Origin of the sequence: Altericroceibacterium spongiae (assembly GCF_003610805.1) — a bacterium.
Taxonomy (GTDB): Bacteria; Pseudomonadota; Alphaproteobacteria; order Sphingomonadales; family Sphingomonadaceae; genus Altericroceibacterium; species Altericroceibacterium spongiae.
On sequence record NZ_RAPF01000001.1, the window covers coordinates 131389 to 149949 of the forward strand.

Here is an 18561-nt window from a genome sequence, read left to right on the forward strand (position 1 = left end):
ATCGATCTGCCGGTCGGGTCGGACGATCCGGCTCCGATAGCGGAATTGTCATACGTTGCAGGATTTGGCGGAGCGGGCGATGCGATAGCTATGAGAGCGGAGAGCATGAAGGGGTGGCGATCTGCTTGCGGGGCATGGCAAATAAGCTTTGCGCGGGTCCACCCGGTCGGGCCGAGGCACAGGCGAGTTTGTCATGCAGAAATCCATTTGGGTGTCGCTTGTTGTGATATGCGGCCGCGTTGTGAGGCTCAGGCCCTGCTCGATCCGGTTCTGCGCCTCTTCAGAGTGCTTCTACGCCTCTTCAGTTCTGTTCTGCGCCCCGTTGATAGGCTATAATCCGTTCATATGAACATTCTTCTTCCCGCCCTGATCGTTCTGGCATCCATGCTCGCCATGGAGTGGGTCGCCTGGGCGAGCCACAAATATATCATGCATGGATGGGGCTGGGGATGGCATCGCGACCACCATGAGCCGCATGACAACCTATTGGAAAAGAACGATCTTTACGCAATTGTCGGCGCTGCTATGAGCATTTCCATGTTCGCGCTGGGCTCGCCGCTGGTGATGGGTGAGGCGGCATGGTGGCCGGGCACATGGATCGGTCTCGGCATTTTGGGTTACGGCATCATATATACGCTGGTTCACGATGGTTTAGTTCATCAGCGCTATTTCCGCTGGGTTCCAAAGAAGGGTTATGCGCGCCGCCTTGTTCAGGCGCATAAACTTCACCACGCCACTATCGGAAAAGAAGGTGGTGTCAGCTTCGGTTTCGTATTCGCCCGCGATCCCGTAGTCCTCAAAGCCGAACTAAAGCGCCAGAAAGAGGCGGGAATCGCCACTTTGCGCGGAAGTGCAGAGACGCGAAAATAACCTTTCCTACAGTTCCGTGCCGCCGCTAGCTTTGTGCACCGCAGATAAGAAAAGGGACAATAACCCGTTCCGCCTTGTGCCGGATGGTGAAAGACGGGGCTTATTCGGGCCTTGTCCAGATCCAGCTTCCCGCGATGGCCAGAACGGCAATCGAAATACCGACCCAGGGGAACCCAAGCGTTACTCCGGTAAATAAGACGCCGGCGCCCATGGCCAAAATGGCGGAAATCTTGGCCTTGCGGCTGATGGCGCGCTTGTCCCGCCAGCGTAGCAGTGGCGGGCCCCAGCGCGGGTGATCCAGCAGGCGGCGTTCCCATTCAGGATTGCCGCGGGCAAAGCAGAAAGCCGCCAGTAAAAGGAAAGGCACCGTCGGAAGAATCGGAAGTGCTGCGCCGATAGCGCCAAGGGCGACGCACAAAAGACCGGCCGCCATGTAAAGCGACCGGCGCATGTCAGCCTGCCGCGATCCGTGTGGCGGTTTCCTTGATAAGAGCGATCATATTGGGAATGCCCTGTGTCCGGTTGGAACTGAGCTGGTTTCTGAGATCGAAGGGTTCCAGTGCCGCCGTGATATCCATATCAGCCACTTCGGCAGCAGGTTTATCCTGCACAGCCGAGAGAACCAATGCAACAATGCCTTTGGTAATCGCTGCGTTGCTGTCGGCCAGAAAATGGAGCGTATCGCTATCCTGCGTCGGATAGATCCAGACGCTGGCCGAACATCCTCGGACGAGGGTGGCATCGGTCTTGAGCGGAGCGGGCATGGGCTCCAGCTCACGGCCCAGTTCGATCAGCAGGCGATAACGTTCATCGCCTTCGAGGAATTCATATTCTTCGCGTATGTCATCAAGAGAGCGCATGGTTGCTGATCTAGCACCTTGCGATCAGAGGTCCACCCCGCTTGCAATGGCTTCGAGCTTGCGGATGCGTTCCTTGAGGTCGGCAATTTCGATCCGGGCCGCTCCATTGCCTGATTTGATGTCCGGCCCGGTCTCCGGCCTGTGCCGGTCGAGTTCGCGGGATTTGAGCGCAAGCCAGTCCTGCCAGCCTTTCAGCAGGGTGCCTGCGACGATCAGCACACCGATCAGGCAGGTGGCGGCAATCATCAGATCGTTGGGCATTTGGGCAACTCCGGATCGAATGGATTATTTTTCGCGCAACTTGTTGATTTCATCGGACAGTTCGCGGGAAGAGCGATCTTCTGTGGCAATGCGCTCCAGCACTCTTACCCGTTCACGCAGATCGCTCAGTTCATCTTCCATTTCGCGAACGGAGGATGTCAGCCGATAATGTCCGTCTTCTTCCTCGCTGGAGTGGCGCGGCCCGTTCCGGTCCTGACGGTATCGTATGATCCGGGCAATTGCGACGATGGCCACGATAATGATAACGGCATTCCAGAAATGCATGATCGTCCTTTCCTATTGCCCAAATTCACCACGATCTGCAGGCAACCGGTCAATCTGGTCGGCCATTTGATTACTGCCATCGCTGATGACCTTTTCCAGTACTTCGATGCGATCCTGAAGGCCGGCGACCGTAACCGACAAATGACGGTTTTCTTCTGCAAGGCGGGCAAGTTTCTCCTTGGGGTGGGGGCGAGGCAGGCAGTCCAGCTCATGCCGTAATCTGGCCAGATGGTTTGCCTGCACAATATGGCTGACGATCCATCCCGCCGCGACCACGATCGCCATAATGGTGACGATGTCAGGTCCGGCCCAAATCATTTAAAACATTCCCCCTTTTGTAACTCGATCAGTTCACTGATTTCTCGCGTGAAGAAGCTGATTGCGCATCGTCCACTTTCTGCTGATCGCGCAGAGCATCGATCTGCAGAGCAACATCATAGCCCTTGTCGGTTACGATCCGCTCGAGCACACGCACGCGATCTTCCAGCTCTTTATTGCTGGCTGCATATTCTGCGGCGCGCTGCGCGGTATTTTGCATTTCCATTTCGGCCAGTTTGCGCTGGTGCTTGGTCCAGACGATGAAGCAAACCATGATAAAAGGCGCGAGCGGGATAAGCAGGGCGAGGATTTGTTTTATGGCACTTCCATCCATGACGAAGCCCTTTCTCAGCGCAGGTTTTCGATTTCTGCAGACAAGCGAGGATTGTTGCTGACATAATATTGTTCAACGTCGGCAAGACGGCGATCGATGTCCCGGAAACGGGAGCGTACTTCGCGTGCTGTGCGTTTCGGAGATTGGCGGACACGCTGCCAGTAACGCTGCTCATCACGGTCTGTGTAGAGATGGGCCGGCTTTTTATCGGCCAGCAGACCGAGCACGAAATAAATTGGCAGACCAAAGCCGGTGGACAATGTCAGGACGACAAAGCCGAGACGCCACCACAGAGCTTCAATTCCGGTATAATCGGCGAGGCCGGAGCAGACGCCCATTAGCTTGGAGTTCTGCTTGTCGCGATAAAATCTGGTGCGCTGACTGGTCACTTGCGGTCTCCCCTTTCATTGAGCATGCGGTCGAGTTCGTGCAGTTTCTGGCTGTCCATATCGTTTTGTTCCCGCAGCCGGTGCGGCTTGAATTCGGGATTGTCGCTGGCAACCAGGCGCTCCACAGTGTTCATGCGTTCGTCGAGGCGGCGGGCAAGCTGATAAAGATCTTCCAGCAGTGTCTCGTCATCATTGGTCAATGTGGCAGCGGTTTTCCATTTTGTGATATAATGGAGAACGACCCAGGGAACTCCGATTACCACTGTTGCAACGATAATCACCTCATCCATGGATCAGTCCCCCTTACTGCCATTTGCTTTACCAAGCGCGCGTTTCATTTCTTCCAGTTCGGCATCGACCTTATCGGAGCCTTCGAGTGCGGCAATTTCGTCAGCCAGCGAGGGTTCGCTTTTGCCATTGGATATATTGAGCGAATCTGCCCGGCCTTCTGCGTAATCCACCCGGCGTTCGAGCTGATCGAAACGGGTCAGCGCTTCATCTACCCGCTCACTGGTCATCAGGCTGCGCAGCTTGACGCGGTTCTCTGCGCTTTCGAGACGCGCGGCGATTTGTGTCTGACGACTGCGTGCTTCGCGCAAGCGGGTCTGCAATTTGGCGATGTCTTCCTCATAGGCGCGCAGTGAGTCGTCGAGCACGGTGATTTCAGAGCGAAGCTGATCGGCCATGTCGGCGGCTTTCTTCTTCTCCATCAGCGCTGCACGGGCAAGGTCTTCGCGATCTTTGCTGAGTGCGAGCTGTGCCTTGTCGGCCCAGTCGGCCTGGAGCTTGTCCAGCTTGCCAATATGGCGATGCATTTCCTTTTGATCGGCAATGGTACGCGCCGCACTGGCGCGGACTTCTACCAGAGTTTCCTCCATTTCGAGGATTATCATGCGGATCATTTTGACAGGATCGTCTGCCTGATCGAGCAAGTCGTTGAAATTGGCAGCGATAATGTCGCGTGTACGGGAAAAAATGCCCATCCAGGGTACTCCGGGATTTGTGCGTTTCTGGTTCGGGATCGGGCTGATACGCAGCCTTTCCACTTCACGATCGAGCCGTGAACTGGCTCCCTTGTTGTCCAGCTTGCCATTAGCGGCAAATGGATAATTAGCGGGTGTCATCATGCAAGCTCAACAGAAGAAGCGCCAACCATCAGAATATTCGGTGTGATATCCGATGTCATGCCAAGCTGGCTGCCCAGTGTTGCGATGTTGAAAGCAATCATGGCCATCATACTCGCAATAGCGGCAAGGCCGAGCTTGCTGGTGAAGAATTGGCGGTCATACATGGCGAAAATTCCTTGTGAACATCGTATGCCAATTTAACAGCAAAAGGTGTGCCAGTTTTGAAAATGGCTGAAAAACCAATATTTTTTGAGCCGGTGTATCAGAATGTGTGGTGAATATTGCTAATATCCGGTGAGATGCACTATATTATGGTTATGGAGCGAGATAATCAGTTTGTGGGGCAATCGGGGGCGTTTCTCGATACAGTGGAGCGCGCCAGCCGTGCAGCCGGCATGAGCCGTCCTGTATTGGTGATTGGCGAAAGAGGTACAGGTAAGGAGTTGATCGCGGAGCGCCTGCACCGCCTGTCCCCGCGTTGGGATGAGCCGCTGGTTACACTCAATTGCGCAGCCTTACCGGAAACCCTGATCGAAGCGGAGCTGTTCGGGCATGAGGCAGGCGCCTTTACCGGTGCTACCCGCGCCCGGACGGGGCGATTTGAAGAGGCTGATCGGGGAACATTGTTTCTCGATGAGTTGGCGACCCTGTCAATGGCAGCGCAGGAACGGCTGTTGCGCGCGGTCGAGTATGGTGAAGTGACGCGGATCGGTGCCTCTCGTCCTGTGCGAGTGGATGTCCGCATTGTGGCGGCCACCAATGAAGATTTGCCGCGCCTCGCCGATGAAGGAAAGTTTCGTGCTGACCTGCTTGATCGATTGAGTTTCGAGGTCATTACCTTGCCGCCGCTTCGGGAACGCGATGGTGATGTCGAAGTGCTGACCGATTATTTCGGACGCCGTATGGCGGCAGAGCTGGGTTGGGATCGCTGGCCTGGTTTTGCAGAACATGTTCGTCAGCAATTTGAGGAATATGCCTGGCCCGGCAACGTGCGTGAATTGCGTAATGTGGTGGAACGTGCGGTATATCGCTGGGAGGACTGGCTTGAACCGATCGGCTATGTTGTTTTCGACCCGTTCGATTCTCCATGGAAGCCGGTCGGTTCCGTCGGCCATATGCATGATAAGGCTTCGGATCAGTCGTCAGCTTCTTCTATGACAGAATTATCCGGCAAAGGACGAGAGCGCCCATCTTCAATGGATTATGATGTAATCGATGATCTGCGCGCCGCAGTTGATGCGCATGAGAAAAGTATTCTTGAACATGTTTTAGGGAAATATCGCTGGAATCAGCGTCAGACGGCCAAGGCTCTCGGGCTGACCTATGATCAGTTGCGCCATTGCCTGAAAAAGCACGATATTAGCAAGAATTCTGCGTAAAGAGTCATGCCGGAGCCCTCTCTTGCTTTTATGAAGGGAATCACTTATCTGAAACGACATACCGACATTGTTACGACAAAGTCCGGTGCTGGCGCCGCAAGGGGCCGGTGCGAAACCGCATTGTCGTAAATGGCATGTAATCTGGAGACCGAATGGCTGATATTGCGCGACTGACAGAAGTGATCGAACCCGAAGCGAAGGCTCTGGGCTTCGAGCTTGTGCGCGTGAAACTGACCGGTTCCGATGATGAGCGTGTATTACAGATTATGGCTGAGGACCCGGTGACAGGGCAGCTGGTAGTCGATCAGTGCATGGCTCTTTCCCGTCGTATTTCCGACCGGATCGATGAGGTTGAGGAGCAGGGTGAAGAGCTGATTGCCGGGGCCTATAATCTGGAAGTCAGTTCCCCGGGGATTGATCGCCCGCTGACGCGCCGTAAGGATTACAACCAGTGGGCTGGGCATGAAGCTCGTATTTCCCTGAGTGAAAAGCTCGATGGCAAGCGGAACCTTCATGGTATTCTGAAGGGCGTTGAAGGCGACGCCGTGATTATTGAGGACCGCAAGGCTGGAACAATAGAGGTTCTTTTCGACCTTATCCATTCCGCCAAGCTGGTTCTGACAAATGAACTCATCGCCGCTACCAAGCCTCTCGATATGAGCGGTGCCGATGAAATTGAAGAAATTCCCGCAGAAGAAAAGGCAGACGACTGATGGCCAGTCCGATTTCCGCCAATAAGGCTGAGTTGCTCGCAATCGCGAATTCGGTCGCTTCCGAAAAGATGATCGATAAGTCGATCGTTATCGAGGCGATGGAAGAAGCGATCCAGAAATCCGCACGCAGCCGCTATGGTGCGGAGAATGATATCCGGGCCAAGCTCGATCCGATGACCGGCGATTTGCGTCTGTGGCGTGTCGTTGAAGTGGTCGAGGAAGTCGAAGATTACTTCAAGCAGGTCGATCTCAAACAGGCTGAAAAACTTCAGCCTGGTGCTGCACTTGGCGATTTTATCGTCGATCCCTTGCCGCCGGTCGATCTCGGTCGCATCGATGCGCAAAGCGCAAAGCAGGTCATTTTCCAAAAAGTCCGCGATGCTGAACGTGAGCGGCAATATGAAGAGTTCAAGGATCGCGCCGGTGAAGTGATTACCGGGGTTATTAAATCGGTCGAATTCGGCCATGTGATCGTCAATCTCGGCCGCGCTGAAGGCGTGATCCGGCGCGATCAGCAAATCCCGCGTGAAGCAGCTCGTGTCGGTGAACGTATTCGCGCCATCATCATGAAGGTCGAGCGTAACAATCGCGGACCGCAGATCTTCCTGTCCCGCGCGCATCCGGATTTCATGAAGAAATTGTTTGCGCAGGAAGTGCCTGAAATTTACGACGGAATCATTGAAATCAAGGCTGCTGCGCGCGACCCCGGTAGCCGGGCCAAGATCGGTGTGATCAGCCATGATTCCTCGATCGATCCGGTTGGCGCCTGCGTCGGTATGAAGGGCAGCCGCGTGCAGGCAGTCGTTCAGGAACTGCAGGGTGAAAAGATCGATATCATCCCGTGGAGCGAAGATACGGCGACTTTTATCGTCAACGCTCTCCAGCCTGCAACGGTTAGCCGTGTGGTGATCGATGAGGATGAAAGCCGTATTGAAGTGGTAGTGCCCGACGATCAGCTTAGCCTTGCGATTGGTCGTCGCGGTCAGAATGTCCGTTTGGCAAGCCAGCTTACGGCCAGCCAAATCGATATTATGACGGAGGAAGAGGCGTCGGCGAAGCGGCAGAAGGAATTTGCCGAGCGCTCGCGGGTCTTCGAAGAAGAACTGGATGTCGACGAGACATTGTCGCAGCTCCTCGTTGCGGAAGGGTTCGCCGAACTGGACGAAGTGGCCTATGTCGAACTGGCCGAGCTGGCGGCCATTGAAGGTTTCGACGAGGATCTGGCGCAGGAACTCCAGTCTCGCGCGCTCGAAGCTCTGGAACGGCAGGAAGAAACCTACCGGACCGAACGACGTGAGCTTGGTGTGGAAGACGCTTTGTCGGACATGCCGCATCTTAGCGAACAAATGCTCGTTGTTCTTGGCAAGGCCGGGATTAAGACGCTGGATGATCTCGCCGATCTTGCCACCGATGAACTGATTGCCAAGAAGCGTGAAGCGCCTCGTCGTCGGGGTGATAATCGCCGTGGCAACCAGCGTTCGGAAGATCGCGGGGGCGTGCTGGGCTCTTTCGGTTTGACCGAGGAGCAGGGCAACGAGATCATTATGGCCGCCCGGGCGCATTGGTTCGATGACGAGGATGTGGTAACCGCTCCTGCGGCCGCTGAACCCGAAACCGAGGAGGCCGCCGATGCGGAGTCCTCGCAATGAGACTCTAAAGTCCAAACAAACCAGGGCAACTCGGGCGCAGGATGATGCGCCTGAGCGGCGTTGTATTGTTTCGGGCCGAATCGCGAGTCGGGACGATGCTGTCCGGCTGGCGCTCTCGCCCGATAATATGGTGCTGCCTGACGCTCTGGCACGTGCGCCGGGGCGGGGGGCCTGGATTGCGGTGAGTAAGCCTGACCTGGTTGAGGCGCACAGCAGTGGCGGCTTGCGTGCGGCCTTGTCGCGTGCCTTTAAAACAGGTGGGTTAAGGATACCCGATGATTTGCCCGATTTGCTGGAAAATGCACTAACGAGCGCATTTCTGCAGAGATTGGGTCTCGAAATGCGGGCCGGACGTCTTATCTTAGGATCTGACAGAATCGTCGAGCAGGCGCGAAGCGGGCGGGTATCCGCTTTGTTTCACGCGAGCGATGCGGGCGAGGACGGGACGCGAAAGCTGGATCAGGCCTGGCGTGTTGGTCAGGATGTTGAAGGTTCCGATTTGCGTGGAACGCGTCTTCCTCTAGACCGCGTGGCATTGTCTGTGGCATTGGGCCGCGACAATGTCGTCCATATGGCGCTGAATGACCGTTCTTCGGCTAAGCGGGTCGCAATCCCGCTGAGGCGTTTGCAGACTTATAAGGCAGCCCCGAAGGCCGCTTCCGATGCTGACGGTAACCGTGTGCAGGATCAAACCGCACCGGACGCCGTGACGACGAGTAGAGAATACGAAGGATAATACGAGGCGTATGAGCGACAACGAAAACAAACCGACGCGCGACCGCAAGCCTCTGGGGCTCAAGCGTTCGGTCGATGCGGGAGAGGTCAAGCAGACCTTTAGCCACGGCCGGACGAACAAGGTCGCGGTCGAAGTGAAGCGTCGTCGCAAGCTGACGAAGCCCGGCGCTGCCCCCGCTCCGACACCTGCTCCTACTGCGGAAGAAACCTCTTCTCCAGCTCCGACACCTGCACCTGCACCAGTTGCAAAGGCGCCTGAGGCTGCTCCTAAGCCTGCACCGGCCCCCAAGCCTGCTCGCAAGGCACCGTCTGCACAGCCCAAACCGGTGAAGCGTCCGACCACGACTGAAAGCCGCAAGGAAATGCAGGAACGTCTCTTGCGTGAAGCGGAAGAAGCGCGTCTGACCGCCATGGAAGAAGCGAGCCGCCGCGAAGAAGAAGAGCGCGCGCGCAAAATTGAAGAAGAAAAACGCCGCGCGGAAGAAAACCGCAAAGCGGAAGAAGAGGCGGCGAAAAAGGCTGCGGCAGAAGCCGAAGCTGCTAAAAAGGCAGAAGCTGAGGAAACCAAGCAGGCTGCCGAGCTGGCCAAGGCCAAGGACGTGCCCGCTCCCGCAGAAACTGATAAAAAGGCGGATAAGGGCGAGGCTGACGCTGGCAAAGGCAAGAAGGACACCAGATCTTCTGCTCCGGCACCGCGCAAATTCACACCTGTTCAGCGCCCAGAAGCGAAAAAGCCCGAGAAAACGGACAAGAAGAAAGGCGATGCTGGTAAAGCAGCGCCAACCCGTGGTGAACGCAATGATCGCCGCCGGGGCGGCAAGCTTACCGTAAACCGTGCTTTGAACGATGATGAAGGTGCACGTGCACGTTCACTTGCCGCATTGAAGCGCGCCCGGGAAAAGGAACGTCGCTCGCAAGGTGGCGGTAAGCCGCGCAATCGCGAAAAACAGAGCCGCGATGTCATCGTTCCCGAAGCGATTACCGTGCAGGAACTTGCCAACCGTATGGCCGAGAAGGGTGCGGATTTGGTGAAGGCGCTGTTTAATATGGGCATGATGGTCACCGTCAATCAGACGATCGATCAGGATACGGCAGAATTGCTGGTCGAGGAATTCGGCCATCGTATCCAGCGCGTTTCGGAAAGCGATGTCGATATCAACAGTTCTGACGATGTCGATCCGGAAGAAACGCTGAAGGCTCGTCCCCCTGTGGTCACGATCATGGGGCATGTCGATCACGGCAAAACCTCGCTGCTCGATGCTCTGCGCGGCACGGATGTTGTACGCGGTGAAAGCGGCGGGATCACGCAGCATATCGGCGCCTATCAGATTACAACGAAGAACAAACAAAAGCTGACATTCCTCGACACGCCGGGTCATGAAGCTTTCACGCAAATGCGTGCCCGCGGGGCCAATGTGACCGATATCGTCATTCTGGTCGTTGCTGCGGATGATGGGATCATGCCGCAGACGATTGAGGCGATTAACCACACCAAGGCAGCGGGTGTGCCGATGATCGTGGCGATTAATAAATGCGACAAGCCCGAAGCCAATCCGCAGAAGATTCGCGAACGTTTGCTTGAACACGAAGTGATCGTGGAAGAAATGTCGGGTGACGTGCAGGATGTCGAAGTCTCCGCCAAGAGTGGTGCAGGCCTCGATGAGCTGATCGATAAGATCATGCTGCAGGCTGAATTGCTCGAATTGAAGGCCCGTCCCGATCGCGATGCTGAAGGTACGGTGATCGAGGCGCAGCTTGATAAGGGGCGCGGTCCGGTGGCTACCGTGCTGATCACGCGCGGTACGTTGCGCCGGGGCGACGTTTTTGTCGTTGGCACGGAAAGCGGCCGTGTCCGTGCGATGATCGACGACAAGGGCAAGCAAGTGAAGGAAGCCGGCCCGTCCTTCCCGGTCGAAGTACTGGGCATTGGCGGTGTGCCGAATGCCGGCGATCAGCTTGCTGTGGTTGAAAATGAACAGCGGGCCCGTGAAGTGTCCGAGTATCGTAGCGAAAAGGCCCATGCGAAGCGCACCGCTGCAACGCCGGCCAATTTCGATGCGATGTTCTCCAACCTCAAGAGCGATACGATTGAATTCCCTGTGCTGATCAAGGCAGACGTTCAGGGATCGGTCGAGGCAATTGTTTCCGCGTTGAACAATCTTTCGAATGATGAGATCAAGGTGCGCGTGCTGCATTCGGGTGTCGGTGCAATTACCGAAAGTGATGTGACGCTGGCGGCGGCAAGCAACGCGCCGATCATCGGTTTCCACGTCCGTCCGAATGCCAAAGCGCGGCAGATGGTCGAGCGCGAAAAGGTGCGGATGATGTATTATGACGTCATCTATCATCTGACCGAAGAAATCGCGAAAGAAATGGCTGGCGAGCTTGGTCCCGAACGGATCGAGAATGTGGTCGGCCGTGCAGAGGTCAAGCAGGTCTTCCCGGCCGGCAAGAAGGACAAGGCGGCTGGTCTCCTTGTTACCGAAGGGGCCATTCGCAAGGGACTTTTTGCGCGCCTTACTCGCAACGATGTTATCGTTTCGGCTACTACCATCGCATCGCTGCGTCGCTTCAAGGACGATGTTCCCGAAGTGCGTGCAGGCCTCGAATGCGGTGTGGTTCTGGAAGATACGAATGACATCAAGCCGGGCGATATGCTCGAAGTTTTCGAAGTCGAAGAACGCGAACGCACGCTGTAAGCAGCGTTGCCGTGCTATATCATGAACGGGCCGGGTGTATTCCCGGCCCGTTACGTTTCGGGAGCGTGAAATGAAGCAATATGTCGCTTTTCTCGGTAGTATTAATGTAGGCGGAAATCGGCTGAAAATGGTCGATCTGCGTGATGCGCTGGAACGGGAAGAGTTCACCGGTGTGGAAACTGTGGTGGCAAGCGGCAATGTGCTATTCACGCATGAAGCACGCCCGAGCGAGGGGCTGAGCGAGAAAATTGCTTATGTTCTGCGCGAATATTTTTCCATCGACAGTTTCGCGGTGGTTTGTGACAGGTTTCAGCTTGGCGCAGCGATTGATAACAATCCTTTTGCCGCCGATGGTGAAGATAATCTGGTCCATACCCATTTTTTGGAACAGTCGACAACGCAGACTCTGTTCGATGCTATGCTGGATGCCTATCAGGGGCGTGGGCCCGAACGGCTTGCACTGGGTGATGACATGGTGTTCATCGATTATGCCGAAGGGGTTGGACGCAGCCGTCTGACACCGGGCTTTCTCGAAAGGCGGCTCGGTACGCGGGGGACCGCGCGCAATATCCGTTCGCTCCGGCGTATTCTGGATAAAATGGTCGTATAAGCAGAGCCTGACCGCATTACCGGTTATGGTAAAACGCAGGGGGCTCGCGCAGACCCATTGATTTACCTATATCAGCGGCAAGCGCCGAGAACAGCCCGCCTTTAATATGTATGAATTGGATTGAGTGATGGCCCGCCCGCAACATACGAATGAAGACCAGTCGGTTCGCTTGCTGAAAGTCGGTGAGCGTGTACGCCATGTGCTGTCGGAAATCCTCATGCGCGGTCAGGTGCATGACGAAACGATCAGTGCGCATAATGTCGCTGTAACCGAAGTGCGCATGTCGCCCGATTTGCGGCAGGCTAAAGTTTATGTGAAACCGCTGCTGGGGCAGGAAGAAGAAGTTGTTCTCAAGGCGCTGCAACAGAATACGGCGTTTTTTCAGCGTGAAGTGGCCCGAGCACTGAAGTTGAAATATGCGGCAAAATTGCGCTTTATGGTGGATGAAAGCTTTGAGGAGGCCGATCGGATCGAGCGTCTGCTGAACGATCCGCGCGTGTCGCGCGATCTCGATCACGACGAAGGCTGACTTTCTGAAATGGCCAAACTTTATTTCTATTATGCCAGTATGAATGCAGGGAAATCGACAACCCTGCTACAGGCCGATTTTAACTATCGCGAACGTGGTATGGCCACCATGTTATGGACAGCGGCGCTTGACAGCCGTTCGCAGGGCAAGCCGATCGAAAGCCGGATTGGCCTGGAAGCTGACGCGCATCTGTTCGATAAAAGTACCGATATGTGGCAGCAGGTAACGGCAGCACATCGCGTTGAACCGCTGGCCTGTGTGCTGGTGGATGAAGCGCAGTTCCTGTCTAAAGAACAGGCATGGCAATGTGCTCGCCTTGCCGATGAGGGTGGGATTCCCGTGTTGTGCTATGGCTTACGGACCGATTTTCAGGGCGAATTGTTTCCCGGTTCGGCCATTCTGCTCGGTATTGCCGATGCGCTGATAGAGCTGAAAGCCGTGTGTCATTGCGGGCGTAAGGCGACAATGAATCTGCGCGTCGATGAAGGGGGCGGAGCTGTCAAGGCGGGGGCCCAAACCGAGATTGGCGGAAATGAACGCTATGTCGCCCTGTGTCGTCGCCATTTTAGCGAGGCTTTGAATGACTGATCTGCTGACTGTTCTGGAAGAGGACCCGGTGCGCCTGGAGCCGCTGACTGACGATCATATCGAGCCGCTTCGTATCGCCTGCGCAGAAGACCAGGACATCTGGCAGATTTATCCGGTGAATATGCTGGGCGATGATTTCGACCGCGCTGTTGCCGATTTTCGCGCAAGAAAGAGCTGGATTAATTTTGCCGTGCTGGACTGTCAGAGCGACAAGCTGGTTGGCATGACGAATTATATTAATCCTGATCCGGCGAATGGGGTTACGGAGATCGGCGGAACTTTCATTTCTCCTGCAGTGCGCTCCACTGGCTTTAATCGAATGATGAAGCGTCTGATGATCGATCATGCTCTTGCGCAGGGCTTTTATCGCGTGGAATTGCGCGTTGATACACGCAATACTCGCAGCATGGCGGCTGTTTCCAGGCTTGGGGCTAAGCAGGACGGGACTTTGCGCGGCAACCGCGTCACCTGGACAGGTTATCGCCGGGATACTGCGGTTTTCTCTATTCTCAAGGATGAGTGGCAGGGCTGAAATTGAACCCTGCGCACCTTAATTAAGGCATCATGTCAGAAACTCTTTTTCAGGCGCTGGCGCTTATTCCGGCTTTGGTCTTTGCGATTGTTTTTCATGAAGTTTCGCATGGCTGGACGGCACTCATGCTGGGCGATACCACTGCACGGGACCAGCGTCGGCTGACCTTAAATCCTGTCCGCCATGTCGATCCTCTCGGGACGTTGATCGTGCCGGGTATGCTGGCTTTATCGGGAGCGCCGGTGTTCGGATGGGCCAAACCGGTTCCTGTCAGGCAGCGCCGGTTGAACAACCCCCGGTTCGGTATGATTGCCGTGGCGGCTGCAGGGCCTTTGTCAAATCTTCTGCTGGCTGCTGCCGGAGCAGTTATACTGGGATTGCTGGGGAAAACGCTGACTGGTCCGGCCGAAGGGGTGATGGCTTATATTCTGCTCTCCCTCAATTACTTCTTGCTTATCAATATCTTTCTTGCGCTGTTCAATCTGCTGCCAATCCCGCCTTTCGACGGATCGCATATCGTCGAAGGATTGCTGCCACCCGATCTGGCCCGCAGTTATGCCCGGTTGCGGCCTTTCGGTTTTCCGCTGCTTTTCATCCTGTTGCTGGTGGTTCCTTATCTTTTTCCCAGTCTTAACATCGTGGAAAATCTCGTGGTGCCGCCTGTCACCTGGTTGCAGGAGCATTATATGCGGCTCGCTTTATGGGTAGCAGGAGCCTGACATGGCGCAGCCGCATGGCTGGATCATTCTCGACAAGCCGGCAGGTCTGGGATCGACTCAGGCTGTTGCGGCGGTGAAGCGTAATTTGCGTGAAGCAGGTTATGGCAAGAAATATAAAGTGGGTCATGGAGGGACTTTGGACCCGCTGGCTGAAGGAATTTTGCCGATTGCTATCGGTGAGGCGACTAAACTATGCGGGCGAATGCTGGACGCTAGCAAAATTTATGCTTTTACGGTGCAGTTTGGCGTGCAGACCGATACGCTCGATGCCGAGGGTGAGGTGGTGGAGCGCAGCGATTTTTGCCCGGCACTGGCGCAGGTGGAAGCGGTCCTGCCCGAATTTACAGGGCCGATCGAGCAGATGCCGCCGGCCTTTTCGGCGCTGAAAGTGGCGGGAAAGCGTGCTTACGATCTGGCGCGAGCCGGTGAAGAGGTGAAGCTCGAACCCCGCCAGGTCACGATTCACAGTTTGACGGTGCTTGCGCCCAAAGAGGGCCAGAGCGGCGCCGAACAGGGCCATAAAGCGGCTGAACGGGGCCAGAACCCGTCAGCGCAGGGTCTGAGCGAGGTGACACTGGTGGCCAATGTCTCCAAGGGAACCTATATCAGATCTCTGGCGCGCGATATTGCTCTGGCCGTGGGCAGTGTGGGCCATGTGACCATGCTCCGGCGGCTCAAATCCGGTCCCTTCACGGAGTCTCAGGCGATTTCGCTGGACAAGTTGAACGAAATCGGTAAGGGCGCGCCTTTCGAAGACATAATCCTGCCGCTTGAGGCGGGGCTGGACGACATCCCGGCCCTCGATCTCGATCCGGAAGCGGCAGTGGCGGTCCGGCAGGGCCGTGTCTTGACCGGATGCCCTGAACCCGACGGGCTTTACTGGGCGCGCGCAGGCACTGTGCCGGTCGCCCTGATGGAGCTGGATGCGGGGACCGCGAAAGTGGTCAGGGGTTTCAATCTTCAGAATGTCGCGGAGTAAATGACATGTCGGTTACCGCCGAAAAGAAACAGGAAATCATCAAGGACAATGCCCGTATCGATGGCGATACCGGCTCTCCCGAAGTGCAGGTCGCGATCCTCACCGAGCGTATTCGCAACCTGACCGAACACTTCAAGGATCACCACAAGGATAACCATTCGCGTCGCGGCCTTCTGATGATGGTCAATAAGCGTCGCAATCTGCTCTCCTATCTCAAGAAGAAAGATGTCGAGCGGTATAACGCACTGATCCAGAAACTGGGTCTGCGTAAGTAAGACAGCTTACGGCTCCCCTTCCGGGAGCCGTTTTGCTATTGGGGGTTGTGCTTTTGTCATATGGCAGAAGCAGACACTCGTTAATGACCGGGCATCCTTTGCAATCCGGCGAAGGGGCTCAGGGGCGCGAATAAGGCCCCGAACCGGGCCGGGACGGATTTTCCCCGGCATTACAGGCCCCGTGCCGCAATAGGGCTGCGCGGGTTCAGACAGGAAATTTATGTTCGACACAAAGACCGTATCGCTGGAGTGGGGCGGAAAAACCCTCACTCTCGAAACCGGCCGCATCGCCCGTCAGGCTGACGGCGCTGTTCTTGCCACCTATGGCGAAACTGTGGTGCTTTGCGCCGTCACCGCTGCGAAATCGGTGAAAGAGGGCCAGGATTTCTTCCCCCTCACAGTCCACTATCAGGAAAAATTCTCTTCCGCCGGCCGTATTCCAGGCGGCTTCTTCAAGCGCGAACGCGGCGCTACCGAGAAGGAAACGCTTACCAGCCGTCTGATCGACCGCCCGGTACGTCCGCTCTTCCCGGAAGGTTTCTACAACGAAATCAACGTCATCTGTCAGGTCATGTCCTATGATGGCGAAACCGAGGCCGATATTGTGGCGATGATCGCCGCTTCGGCTGCGCTGACCATTTCGGGTGTTCCCTTTATGGGCCCGATCGGTGCTGCCCGCGTCGGTTTCAAGGATGGCGAATATCAGCTCAATCCAAGCCTCGAAGAGTGCAAGGAAGGCCGTCTCGACCTCGTGGTCGCCGCAACGCAGGAAGCGGTGATGATGGTCGAATCCGAAGCCAAGGAACTGACCGAAGAGGAAATGCTCGGCGCGGTGATGTTCGCGCATGAGGAATCGAAGAAGGTCATCGACGGGATCATCAAGCTCGCCGAACAGGCTGCCAAGGAACCCTGGGAACTCGATCTGTCGGATGACAGCTCGGCGATGAAGGAAGAAATCCGCGGCATCGTGGGTGACGATATCGCTGCGGCCTATAAGCTGACCGACAAATCGGCCCGTTCCGCTGCACTGAGCATTGCGCGTGACAAGGTGAAGGAACATTATGCCGAGGCCGAAGGCCAGACGGTGATGACCGCCATCAAGCTCACCAAGAAGCTCGAAGCTGAAATCGTGCGGACCGCCATCCTCAAGGAAGGCCACCGGATCGACGGGCGCAAGCTCAATCAGGTGCGTCCGATCGAAGCCACGGCAGGCTTCCTGCCGCGCACCCATGGTTCGGCGCTGTTCACGCGCGGTGAAACGCAGGCGATCTGCACCACCACGCTGGGCACCAAGGATGCCGAGCAGATGATCGACGGGCTCGACGGCCTGACCTATTCGAACTTCATGCTCCATTATAACTTCCCGCCTTATTCGGTTGGTGAAGTGGGCCGCTTCGGCGCGCCGGGTCGTCGTGAGATCGGCCATGGCAAGCTGGCATGGCGTGCGCTCCATCCGGTGCTGCCTTCGAAGGAAGACTTCCCCTATACGATCCGCGTTCTTTCGGACATTACCGAAAGTAACGGTTCCTCTTCCATGGCGACCGTTTGCGGCGGCTGCCTGTCGATGATGGATGCCGGCGTGCCGATCGAGCGCCCGGTTTCGGGTATCGCGATGGGCCTGATCCTCGAAGGCGACGAATTCGCTGTGCTCAGCGACATTCTCGGCGACGAAGATCACCTCGGCGATATGGACTTCAAGGTGGCCGGTACGGAAGCGGGCATCACCTCGCTCCAGATGGACATCAAGATTGCCGGTATCACCAAGGAAATCATGGGTCAGGCGCTGGAGCAGGCCAAGGAAGGCCGCGCGCATATCCTCGGCGAAATGACCAAGGCTCTGGGCTCTGCCCGTACCGAGCTTTCGGCCCATGCACCGCGCATCGAAACGATCCAGATCGACAAGTCCAAGATTCGTGACGTTATCGGCACGGGCGGCAAGGTCATTCGCGAAATCGTCGCGGAAACCGGCGCCAAGGTCGATATTGACGATGAAGGCGTGATTAAGATCAGCTCTTCCGAGGTGGCTCAGATCGAAGCCGCCAAGAAGTGGATCGAAGGTATTGTCGAGGAAGCCGAAGTCGGCAAGATCTATACCGGCAAGGTCGTCAATATCGTCGATTTCGGCGCTTTCGTGAACTTCATGGGCGGCAAGGACGGTCTCGTCCATGTTTCCGAAATGAAGAATGAACGCGTCGAAAAGCCGACCGATGTCGTCTCCGAAGGCCAGGAAGTGAAGGTCAAGGTCCTCGAAATCGACAATCGCGGCAAGGTTCGCCTGTCGATGCGGGTCGTCGATCAGGAAACCGGCGAAGAGCTGGAAGATACCCGTCCGCCGCGTGAAAAGCGCGAACCGCGCGGCGATCGTGGCGGAGATCGCCGTGGCCGTGGCGGCCCGCGTCGCAGCGGTGGCGGTAATCGCAACCGTGACGATCAGGGCGGTGGCAAGGAAGGGGGCAACCCTGACTATATGCCCGCTTTCCTCAAAGACGACGACTAAGTCTTCTTTTCCGGAAAAACGGATTAAAAAAAGGCCGCGGGACAATTTCCCGCGGCCTTTTTCATGGCTTGCGCAAATCTCGAATCAGGGCGTGGAATCGGTTGTTTCGCGCTTTTTCGGGTCGAAAACGGATGCCGGTGAGAAGGAGAGTGCGGTGCGTCGATGAAAGATTGCGGGATGGCTCATGCCGCAGCCAGAGCCGAGATCGGGCGG

General features: G+C 56.2%; 24 protein-coding genes. 14 read left to right on the top strand and 10 right to left on the bottom strand.

The window, feature by feature from the left end; genetic code table 11:
• The first annotated feature begins 345 nt into the window (after window positions 1-345).
• A complete protein-coding gene (locus tag D6851_RS00565; RefSeq protein WP_120322943.1) occupies window positions 346-870 on the top strand; it encodes a sterol desaturase family protein in 525 nt (174 codons plus the stop codon).
• A 100-nt stretch (window positions 871-970) separates the two neighbouring features.
• Here the strand turns inward: D6851_RS00565 and D6851_RS00570 are convergent, their stop codons facing one another.
• Genes D6851_RS00570 through D6851_RS17630 form a run of 10 tightly spaced genes read right to left on the bottom strand, consistent with a single transcriptional unit; the run spans window position 971 to window position 4608 of the window.
• A complete protein-coding gene (locus D6851_RS00570) occupies window positions 971-1321 on the bottom strand; it encodes a YbaN family protein (protein ID WP_120322944.1) in 351 nt (116 codons plus the stop codon).
• Between the two features lies 1 nt (window position 1322).
• Window positions 1323-1730, bottom strand: a complete 408-nt coding sequence (locus D6851_RS00575; protein WP_120322945.1) for a SufE family protein — start codon at window positions 1728-1730, stop codon at window positions 1323-1325.
• Window positions 1731-1754: 24 nt separating this feature from the next.
• Window positions 1755-1991 (bottom strand): hypothetical protein, encoded by a 237-nt coding sequence (locus D6851_RS00580; protein ID WP_120322946.1) that lies wholly within the window; start codon window positions 1989-1991, stop codon window positions 1755-1757.
• A 24-nt stretch (window positions 1992-2015) separates the two neighbouring features.
• Window positions 2016-2276: a hypothetical protein gene (locus D6851_RS00585; RefSeq protein ID WP_120322947.1), complete on the bottom strand. Its 261-nt coding sequence runs from the start codon at window positions 2274-2276 to the stop codon at window positions 2016-2018.
• Between the two features lie 12 nt (window positions 2277-2288).
• On the bottom strand, window positions 2289-2594 hold the full coding sequence (locus D6851_RS00590) for a hypothetical protein (RefSeq protein ID WP_120322948.1): 306 nt from the start codon (window positions 2592-2594) through the stop codon (window positions 2289-2291).
• 28 nt (window positions 2595-2622) lie between these two features.
• On the bottom strand, window positions 2623-2928 hold the full coding sequence (locus D6851_RS00595; protein WP_238473874.1) for a hypothetical protein: 306 nt from the start codon (window positions 2926-2928) through the stop codon (window positions 2623-2625).
• Window positions 2929-2942: 14 nt separating this feature from the next.
• Window positions 2943-3317, bottom strand: coding sequence for an envelope stress response membrane protein PspC (pspC, locus tag D6851_RS00600; protein WP_120322949.1), 375 nt, complete (start codon window positions 3315-3317; stop codon window positions 2943-2945).
• Window positions 3314-3607 carry an envelope stress response membrane protein PspB gene (gene pspB, locus D6851_RS00605; RefSeq protein ID WP_120322950.1) on the bottom strand — a complete coding sequence of 98 codons (294 nt, stop codon included), beginning with the start codon at window positions 3605-3607 and terminating at the stop codon, window positions 3314-3316. The genes pspC and pspB overlap by 4 nt, the downstream gene beginning before the upstream one ends.
• 3 nt (window positions 3608-3610) lie before the next feature.
• Complete coding sequence (gene pspA, locus D6851_RS00610) at window positions 3611-4441, bottom strand: phage shock protein PspA (RefSeq protein ID WP_120323460.1); 831 nt, start codon at window positions 4439-4441, stop codon at window positions 3611-3613.
• Window positions 4441-4608, bottom strand: coding sequence for a hypothetical protein (locus D6851_RS17630; RefSeq protein ID WP_183029927.1), 168 nt, complete (start codon window positions 4606-4608; stop codon window positions 4441-4443). The genes pspA and D6851_RS17630 overlap by 1 nt, the downstream gene beginning before the upstream one ends.
• Window positions 4609-4761: 153 nt before the next feature.
• On the opposite strand from D6851_RS17630, the gene pspF reads away from it, so the two are divergent.
• The 13 genes from pspF to pnp all read left to right on the top strand — a co-directional run bounded on the left by pspF (window position 4762) and on the right by pnp (window position 18348).
• A complete protein-coding gene (pspF, locus tag D6851_RS00615) occupies window positions 4762-5823 on the top strand; it encodes a phage shock protein operon transcriptional activator (RefSeq protein WP_120323461.1) in 1062 nt (353 codons plus the stop codon).
• 152 nt (window positions 5824-5975) lie between these two features.
• A complete protein-coding gene (rimP, locus tag D6851_RS00620) occupies window positions 5976-6536 on the top strand; it encodes a ribosome maturation protein RimP (protein ID WP_120322951.1) in 561 nt (186 codons plus the stop codon).
• A complete protein-coding gene (nusA, locus tag D6851_RS00625; protein ID WP_120322952.1) occupies window positions 6536-8185 on the top strand; it encodes a transcription termination factor NusA in 1650 nt (549 codons plus the stop codon). Before rimP ends, nusA begins: the two co-directional genes overlap by 1 nt.
• Window positions 8166-8921 (top strand): DUF448 domain-containing protein, encoded by a 756-nt coding sequence (locus D6851_RS00630; protein ID WP_120322953.1) that lies wholly within the window; start codon window positions 8166-8168, stop codon window positions 8919-8921. Before nusA ends, D6851_RS00630 begins: the two co-directional genes overlap by 20 nt.
• A gap of 10 nt (window positions 8922-8931) precedes the next feature.
• A complete protein-coding gene (gene infB / locus D6851_RS00635; protein ID WP_120322954.1) occupies window positions 8932-11619 on the top strand; it encodes a translation initiation factor IF-2 in 2688 nt (895 codons plus the stop codon).
• 70 nt (window positions 11620-11689) lie between these two features.
• A complete protein-coding gene (locus D6851_RS00640) occupies window positions 11690-12229 on the top strand; it encodes a DUF1697 domain-containing protein (protein WP_120322955.1) in 540 nt (179 codons plus the stop codon).
• A gap of 127 nt (window positions 12230-12356) precedes the next feature.
• Window positions 12357-12758: a 30S ribosome-binding factor RbfA gene (rbfA, locus tag D6851_RS00645; protein ID WP_120322956.1), complete on the top strand. Its 402-nt coding sequence runs from the start codon at window positions 12357-12359 to the stop codon at window positions 12756-12758.
• Window positions 12759-12767: 9 nt separating this feature from the next.
• On the top strand, window positions 12768-13346 hold the full coding sequence (locus D6851_RS00650) for a thymidine kinase (RefSeq protein ID WP_120322957.1): 579 nt from the start codon (window positions 12768-12770) through the stop codon (window positions 13344-13346).
• Window positions 13339-13878, top strand: a complete 540-nt coding sequence (locus D6851_RS00655) for a GNAT family N-acetyltransferase (RefSeq protein ID WP_120322958.1) — start codon at window positions 13339-13341, stop codon at window positions 13876-13878. Before D6851_RS00650 ends, D6851_RS00655 begins: the two co-directional genes overlap by 8 nt.
• A 32-nt stretch (window positions 13879-13910) precedes the next feature.
• The gene (locus tag D6851_RS00660; protein ID WP_120322959.1) at window positions 13911-14597 is read left to right on the top strand and encodes a site-2 protease family protein; all 687 of its coding nucleotides are present in this window, start codon (window positions 13911-13913) and stop codon (window positions 14595-14597) included.
• A gap of 1 nt (window position 14598) precedes the next feature.
• On the top strand, window positions 14599-15576 hold the full coding sequence (gene truB, locus D6851_RS00665; protein WP_120322960.1) for a tRNA pseudouridine(55) synthase TruB: 978 nt from the start codon (window positions 14599-14601) through the stop codon (window positions 15574-15576).
• A 5-nt stretch (window positions 15577-15581) separates the two neighbouring features.
• Entirely contained in the window at window positions 15582-15851 is a 270-nt protein-coding gene (gene rpsO, locus D6851_RS00670; RefSeq protein WP_120322961.1) for a 30S ribosomal protein S15, read from the top strand.
• A 220-nt stretch (window positions 15852-16071) separates the two neighbouring features.
• Complete coding sequence (gene pnp, locus D6851_RS00675) at window positions 16072-18348, top strand: polyribonucleotide nucleotidyltransferase (RefSeq protein ID WP_120322962.1); 2277 nt, start codon at window positions 16072-16074, stop codon at window positions 18346-18348.
• The last annotated feature ends 213 nt before the right edge of the window (window positions 18349-18561 follow it).

Excerpts from the sequence above, each read along its gene's own strand:
- D6851_RS00565 (WP_120322943.1), top strand. The coding sequence starts at position 346 with ATGAACATTCTTCTTCCCGCCCTGATCGTTCTGGCATCCATGCTCGCC.
- D6851_RS00570 (WP_120322944.1), bottom strand. The coding sequence starts at position 1,321 with ATGCGCCGGTCGCTTTACATGGCGGCCGGTCTTTTGTGCGTCGCCCTT.
- D6851_RS00575 (WP_120322945.1), bottom strand. The coding sequence starts at position 1,730 with ATGCGCTCTCTTGATGACATACGCGAAGAATATGAATTCCTCGAAGGC.
- D6851_RS00580 (WP_120322946.1), bottom strand. The coding sequence starts at position 1,991 with ATGCCCAACGATCTGATGATTGCCGCCACCTGCCTGATCGGTGTGCTG.
- D6851_RS00585 (WP_120322947.1), bottom strand. The coding sequence starts at position 2,276 with ATGCATTTCTGGAATGCCGTTATCATTATCGTGGCCATCGTCGCAATT.
- D6851_RS00590 (WP_120322948.1), bottom strand. The coding sequence starts at position 2,594 with ATGATTTGGGCCGGACCTGACATCGTCACCATTATGGCGATCGTGGTC.
- D6851_RS00595 (WP_238473874.1), bottom strand. The coding sequence starts at position 2,928 with ATGGATGGAAGTGCCATAAAACAAATCCTCGCCCTGCTTATCCCGCTC.
- pspB (WP_120322950.1), bottom strand. The coding sequence starts at position 3,607 with ATGGATGAGGTGATTATCGTTGCAACAGTGGTAATCGGAGTTCCCTGG.
- pspA (WP_120323460.1), bottom strand. The coding sequence starts at position 4,441 with ATGACACCCGCTAATTATCCATTTGCCGCTAATGGCAAGCTGGACAAC.
- D6851_RS17630 (WP_183029927.1), bottom strand. The coding sequence starts at position 4,608 with ATGTATGACCGCCAATTCTTCACCAGCAAGCTCGGCCTTGCCGCTATT.
- pspF (WP_120323461.1), top strand. The coding sequence starts at position 4,762 with ATGGAGCGAGATAATCAGTTTGTGGGGCAATCGGGGGCGTTTCTCGAT.
- rimP (WP_120322951.1), top strand. The coding sequence starts at position 5,976 with ATGGCTGATATTGCGCGACTGACAGAAGTGATCGAACCCGAAGCGAAG.
- nusA (WP_120322952.1), top strand. The coding sequence starts at position 6,536 with ATGGCCAGTCCGATTTCCGCCAATAAGGCTGAGTTGCTCGCAATCGCG.
- D6851_RS00630 (WP_120322953.1), top strand. The coding sequence starts at position 8,166 with ATGCGGAGTCCTCGCAATGAGACTCTAAAGTCCAAACAAACCAGGGCA.
- infB (WP_120322954.1), top strand. The coding sequence starts at position 8,932 with ATGAGCGACAACGAAAACAAACCGACGCGCGACCGCAAGCCTCTGGGG.
- D6851_RS00640 (WP_120322955.1), top strand. The coding sequence starts at position 11,690 with ATGAAGCAATATGTCGCTTTTCTCGGTAGTATTAATGTAGGCGGAAAT.
- rbfA (WP_120322956.1), top strand. The coding sequence starts at position 12,357 with ATGGCCCGCCCGCAACATACGAATGAAGACCAGTCGGTTCGCTTGCTG.
- D6851_RS00650 (WP_120322957.1), top strand. The coding sequence starts at position 12,768 with ATGGCCAAACTTTATTTCTATTATGCCAGTATGAATGCAGGGAAATCG.
- D6851_RS00655 (WP_120322958.1), top strand. The coding sequence starts at position 13,339 with ATGACTGATCTGCTGACTGTTCTGGAAGAGGACCCGGTGCGCCTGGAG.
- D6851_RS00660 (WP_120322959.1), top strand. The coding sequence starts at position 13,911 with ATGTCAGAAACTCTTTTTCAGGCGCTGGCGCTTATTCCGGCTTTGGTC.
- truB (WP_120322960.1), top strand. The coding sequence starts at position 14,599 with ATGGCGCAGCCGCATGGCTGGATCATTCTCGACAAGCCGGCAGGTCTG.
- rpsO (WP_120322961.1), top strand. The coding sequence starts at position 15,582 with ATGTCGGTTACCGCCGAAAAGAAACAGGAAATCATCAAGGACAATGCC.
- pnp (WP_120322962.1), top strand. The coding sequence starts at position 16,072 with ATGTTCGACACAAAGACCGTATCGCTGGAGTGGGGCGGAAAAACCCTC.